Genomic DNA, 5,599 nt, shown 5'->3' with positions numbered 1-5,599 from the left:
GGCGGCAAGGCGGTGGGCGGCGCCGGGGGCGCGGCCGGCAGCGGCGCCAGTTCCACCATCACCGCCGACGCCGGCTGCGGGGGCGGTTCGGCTTCGCGCGGGGCATGCCAGCGCAGCGCGGCGGCGATGAGGGCCGCGTGCGCCAGCAGCACGATGCCCAGGCTGCCCGCCCAGCGCAGTCCCGCGCGCTCGCCCGGCGCCCACGCGGGGCCGCTCATCGCGCCCCGGCCTCCAGCCCTACCAGCGCCACCTTCAGGTAGCCGGCGTCGCGCAGGGCGTTCATCGCCTCCATCAGCTCGCCATAGGGCACGCCCTTGTCGGCGCGCAGGAAGATGCGTTGCGCATGGTCACCGCCGGTCGCCCGCTCCAGTTCGGCCGCCAGCGTCTGCCGCGTCACCGCCGCCTGGTTCAGCGTCAGGCTCAGATCCGCCTGCACGGTCAGGTACACCGGCTCCCCTTCCCTGGGCTGCAGCCGCGCCGTGCTCGCCGGCAGGTCCACCGGCACGTCCACGGTGGCCAGGGGCGCGGCCACCATGAAGATGATCAGCAGCACCAGCATGACGTCGATGAACGGGGTCACGTTGATCTCGTGGTTTTCGTCCGGGTCGTCGTCGTCCCGGCTGGTGGTGATCGCCATCGGGCCGCCTCCGTCAGTGGCCGGCCGCGGCAGCCACAGCGGCAATGCCGGCCTTCGGCGATTCGCGCCGGTCCAGGTCGCGCGACACCAGTTGCTGCACGCCGGCCGACAGGTCGCCCAGGCTGCCCTTGAGGCCGCCCAGGCGGCGGGTGAAATGGTTGTAGATCACCACCGCCGGAATCGCCGCCACCAGGCCCAGGGCCGTGGCCAGCAGGGCCTCGGCGATGCCCGGCGCCACCACCGCCAGGGTGGTGGTGTTGGCGCGGGCAATGCCGATGAAGCTGTTCATGATGCCCCAGACGGTGCCGAACAGGCCGACGAACGGCGCCGTGGCGCCGACGGTGGCGAGCAGGCCGGTGCCGGTGCGCAACTGGCGCACGCAGGCCAGTTCGATGCGTTCCAGGCGCAGGGCCAGCCGCTCTTTGATGCCGGCCTTGTCCGCCAGGCCGGCCGACTGCCGCAGTTCGAGCAGCGCGGCCTGGACCAGCGCCCGAGCAACGCCCTGGTCCAGGTGCGGATTGTCCGCCGCGTCGGGCAGGAGCGCGGCCTGCGCCAGCACCGCACCGGCGGCGCGCAGGCCGCGGCCGATGCGCGACAGTTCCCAGGTCTTGGCGACCAGCACGGTCCACGTGGCGATGGAGGCCAGGGCCAGTCCGGCCATGACCGCCTGCACCACCACGTCGGCGTGCAGGAACATGTTCCAGGGCGTCAGGTCGGGCGGCAGGGTGACGGCGGCGAAATCGGCTTGCATGTTTTCATCCAGTTCAGCGAAGGAAAGATCGGCGGCGCATCCGCGCGGACGCGCCCCGCGTTCAGGGTTCGGGCCGCCGCCACAGCCAGACGAGCACGCCGGCCATACAGGCGGCCAGCAGCGCGACGCCGACGCGGTGCGGCACGGTCAGCGCCGCCACCGTGGCGGCCAGGCCCATGGTGGCGGTGGCCGCCCACTTGGCCCGGCGCGGCAGGCGGCCGGCCTGCCAGTGCGCCAGCAGCGGGCCGAACAGGCGGTGGCGCACGATCCAGCCGTGCAGCCGGGGCGAACTGCGCGCCGCGGCCCAGGCCGCCAGCAGCACGAATTCCGTGGTCGGCAGGCCCGGCACCACCACGCCCACGCCCGCCACGCCCAGGCTGATGACGGCCAGGCACTGCAGCAGCACGCGCCGCCAGCCATGCAGCGGCGGCGGCGCGGGCGGGGATGGCGGCGGCAAGGCGGCGGGCGGCGTGGGAGCCGGCCCTGGTTCAGCGGCCGGCGGCACCGGCGAATTCTTCGGCCACGTAGCCATGCACGGTGCGGAAGGCTTCCTCGGCCGCGGCGATCACCGCCGCCTCCTGCGCCGGCGACAGCACCACCGCGTCCAGCGCGGCGGTGAATTCTCGCCAGTGGCGCGCCGCGCCCTCCGGATGGGCGGCCAGGTGGCTGGCGCCGAAGCCCTGGTCCAGCCCGAGCTTTTCGTGCGCCCATTTGTACAGCAGCGTGCCGCCCAGGTTGGAACCTTCGGCCACGTACAGCCAGCCCAGGGCTTCGGGCAGCGGTGCGCCGGCGGCCAGCCGGCCCGGCGCGGGCGGCAGCAGCGGCTGGCCGAGGGCCGTCAGGTCCGCCTCCACTTGCGGCCACCGGCGGCGCGCCGCCAGGCCCGGCAGCAGGGCGGCGAGCGCGGGGTCGGCGTACAGCGCGTCGATGTCGCGGTGGAAACGGTACTGCACGCGCAAGAAGCGGGCGAAGTGATCGCGGCTGGCGAAGATGTCGCCGGCCATCACGCGCTTGTCGAGCACGTCGTGGGTGGCGTGGGTGGCGGCCTTGAGGCGCTGGCTGCGGGTGGCGGCGGTTGCGGTCGTGGTGGTGGTCATGGTGCAGGTTCCGGTAAGGGTGGAAAAGGGGTTCAGAAGCGGCCGGTGATGCTGAGCTTGACGCTGCGGCCCGGCGCGGCGACGGCGGAGCGCGTGGCGGGGTCCACGTAGTACTGGTCGGTGAGGTTGGTGCCGGTGAGTTCGAGGGCCAGGTTCTTGTCCAGCCGGTAGCGCACGTAGGCGTCGAACAGCAGGGTGTTGCCCCAGGAGAAGGGGACGTTGAAGGTGTAGACGAATCGCCCGCTGCAATTGGCTTGCTGGCCGATGCATTGCTGGTAGGAATTGCGGCGGAACCATTCCAGGTCGTCGTTGCGGTATTCGCGGTAGTAGGTGGCGCGGCCGCCGATTTCCAGGCGGCGCTCCAGGAAGCGCCCGCCGAGCGCCCAGGTGGCCGAGAGGTCCGGGGCGGACTGGGTGAGCAGGTAGCCGCCGGGGAAGCCGTAGTCCACGCAGTCCGGCACCAGCCGGCCGCTGCCGGGGACGTAGCCGTTGGTGGTGCTCAGCTTGGCCGCGGTGTCTTCGTCGCAGACCTCGTTTTCCAGGTTGTAGTTGATGCCCAGGTCGGTGAAGAAGCGGCCGTTGTCGTAGCGCCCGCTCAGTTCGATGCCGCGGATGCGGTGCTCGTCCACGTTGTTGAAGTTGAAGCTGCCGTCGCGCTCGATGGCGTCGCGGGTCTTGTTGTCGTAGTAGGCCAGCTTGACGTCGGCGACGGTGCCGGGCCGGAACAGCGGGCTGAGGTCGTGGACGTAGGCCGCTTCCCAGTTGTAGGCGTGTTCGGGCTTGACGCCCCAGGGATTGAGCCCGGCGGAGAAGGCCATGGTGCTTTCGAACATGCTCGGAAAGCGCAGGGTTTCGCCGTAGCGGAAATAGGCCCGGCTGTAGTCGCTGAAGTTGAGCGTGGCCGAGAGAAACGGCACCCAGCCATGGTCCTTCCGCTTCTTGGCAACGGCGGGCATGCTGACGCTGACTGCGCGGGTGTGACAGATGTTGTCGACGATGTTGTCCACCCCCTCCAGCGAACCATTCAGGCAGGCGTTTCCCGCCTTGGTGTAGTTGCCGTCGGCATCCGACTCCCACGGAACCTGATGGGGGGTTACGGTGACGACCTCGCGGTCGATATGGATGCTGCTGCGCGCTTCGGCGATCGCGGCATCGAGGGTGGCCTGATCCCATCCGAAGCGCTCCGCCCGCCGGCGCAGCAGCGTGAGCGTATTGCCGAGCGCGGCATCCTGAAGCGCCTCGACCTCGGCATCGCTCAGCATATGGATCTCGCGCGTCCCGTACTCGACGGAGTATCCGGTCGTAACCGAGCCCCGTATATCCCCCTCGTGCTCCTTGAGGAAATCGTCGAAGGCCCAGTAGCTGGCATAGCGCGCGCCCGCGCTCAGGCTCAGGAAGCCGGCGGGCCGCCAGTCGAGGTTGAAGCTGCTTTCCCATTCCTGCCGCCGGCCGGCGCGCGGGTAGCTCCACATGCCGTTCCAGCTGGGCAGGTTGGGGTCCATGCGGCCGCTCTGGTCGCGGTCGGAGCGCAGCTTTTCGTACTGGTAGCTGCCGCCCAGGGTGAGGTCCAGGGTCTCGAGCAGGGCCATCTTGTTGCTCAGGGTGACGCCGCTGCGGCCGTTGTCCTGCCCGCGCAGGGCGGTGTTGAAGAGATAGGGGGCGGCCGGGCCGAAGGCGAAGTTGGGAAAGCCGCCGGCGGTGTAGGTGTCGCTGCGGGTGTCGGTGTGCCACAGGTTGGCGTAGAGGTCGACCCAGCGGCTGCCTGCGGGCTGCCATTTGTATTCCAGGTTGTACGCCTGGGCGTCGACCCGGCTCAGCGGCCACTGGACGGCGCCGCGGTCGTCGGCTTCGAGGATGCGCGAGGGCATGATCTCGCCGTTGTAGGCGAGGCTGTCGCGGTAGCCGAACTGCACGGCCTGGTCGGGGCTCGGCCGCCAGGTGGCCTTGAACAGCCAGGATTCCATCTGGCTGGAGGTGTTGGGCACTTCGTTGCCAGGCAGCCAGTAGCGGGCCATGTTGGTGATGTAGTCGTCGGCGGAACTGGTGCGTTCCCTGGAGTAGTAGCCGGCGTTGCGCTTGCCGGCGTAGTAGTTGCCGCGCTCGCGGTAGGCGTAGGCGGCGAACAGGTCCAGTTGCTCGGCGGGGCGCCAGCCGAAAGCGAGGCGGTAGGCGTGGTCGCCGCCGTCGAAGACGTTGTAGCCGCCTCCGCCGCGCTTGGGCTGCACCGCCAGGCTGCGGTCGTTGTAGGGGAAGGACGGGGTGTTCCAGGGGAAGCCGTCGACGTTGCGGTAGTCTTCGCCGGTGCGCAGCCTGGGCAGGCGCGGGTCCACCGAATTGCTGCTGCCTTCGAGCTTGATTTCGCCGCCGAAGGTCTGGCCGGGGTCGAGGATGTCGTCCACGTCCAGGGTGTTGACGACCATGGCGCCGCCGATGCCGGTGTAGGTGTTGCGGGTGAGCGACGGCCCCTTGAGGATCTGGATGCCGCCGATCAGGTTGGGGTCGATGTAGTTGCGGTTGCTGGCGCCGTTGTAGCCGCGCCAGACGGTCAGGGCCTGCTCGGTGCCGTCGATGGTGACCGGCACGCGGCCCGGCCCCTGGATGCCGCGGATGTTGACGTCGAGCGCGCCGCTGTTGCGGGCGTCGCCGCTGAACACGCCGGGCACGCCGGTGAGCAGGTCGGAGGGGGTGGCGCCCTTGTAGCGTTCGACTTCGGTCTTGCCGATGTAGGCGGTGGACACGTCCAGGTCGTAGACGCCGTCGTAGCCGCGCTGGTCGCGCTCGGCGCCGCCGCCGTCGCCACGCAGGCCGCCGACGCTGAGGGTGCCGGTGACGACGCCGTCCCGGGCCGCGGGCCGCTCTTCGACGCTGATCGCGCCGGGGCTGCGTTCGCGCCAGGTCAGGCCGGAGCTTTCCAGCAGCCGGGCCAGGGCCTCGCCGGCGGTGAAGCTGCCTTGCAGCCCGGCGCTGTGCCGGCCGCCGACGAGGGCGGGGTCGAAGCTCAGGGAGAGGCCGGCGGTGGCGGCCAGCCGGTTCAGCGCCCCAGCCAGCGGCCCCGGCGGAATGTCGAAGCGCTGCGGGCGCGGGACGGTCTGCGCGCCGGCCGGCTCGGCGGCC

Annotated in this window: 6 protein-coding genes; all 6 read right to left on the bottom strand. The window is 70.9% G+C overall.

All coding sequences use genetic code 11. From position 1 onward, the window contains the following. On the bottom strand, positions 1-218 hold a 218-nt coding region (locus C666_RS18310), incomplete at its 3' end, for a hypothetical protein (protein WP_004347668.1). Continuing rightward, positions 215-637, bottom strand: a complete 423-nt coding sequence (exbD, locus tag C666_RS18305; RefSeq protein WP_004347666.1) for a TonB system transport protein ExbD — start codon at positions 635-637, stop codon at positions 215-217. The genes C666_RS18310 and exbD, both read right to left, overlap by 4 nt. 13 nt (positions 638-650) lie before the next feature. Further along, positions 651-1,388, bottom strand: a complete 738-nt coding sequence (exbB, locus tag C666_RS18300; protein ID WP_004347665.1) for a tonB-system energizer ExbB — start codon at positions 1,386-1,388, stop codon at positions 651-653. 61 nt (positions 1,389-1,449) lie between these two features. Next, the gene (locus tag C666_RS18295; protein ID WP_245603947.1) at positions 1,450-1,845 is read right to left on the bottom strand and encodes a YbaN family protein; all 396 of its coding nucleotides are present in this window, start codon (positions 1,843-1,845) and stop codon (positions 1,450-1,452) included. A gap of 31 nt (positions 1,846-1,876) precedes the next feature. Beyond that, positions 1,877-2,485: a biliverdin-producing heme oxygenase gene (locus tag C666_RS18290; RefSeq protein WP_004347663.1), complete on the bottom strand. Its 609-nt coding sequence runs from the start codon at positions 2,483-2,485 to the stop codon at positions 1,877-1,879. A gap of 32 nt (positions 2,486-2,517) precedes the next feature. Next, the coding region (locus C666_RS18285; RefSeq protein WP_004347661.1) for a TonB-dependent receptor at positions 2,518-5,599 on the bottom strand (3,082 nt) is incomplete at its 5' end.

Origin of the sequence: Thauera linaloolentis 47Lol = DSM 12138, assembly GCF_000310205.1 — a bacterium.
GTDB lineage: Bacteria > Pseudomonadota > Gammaproteobacteria > Burkholderiales > Rhodocyclaceae > Thauera > Thauera linaloolentis.
The sequence above is the reverse complement of the archived record's forward strand: the minus strand, read 5'-3'. Positions and strand labels throughout refer to the sequence as shown.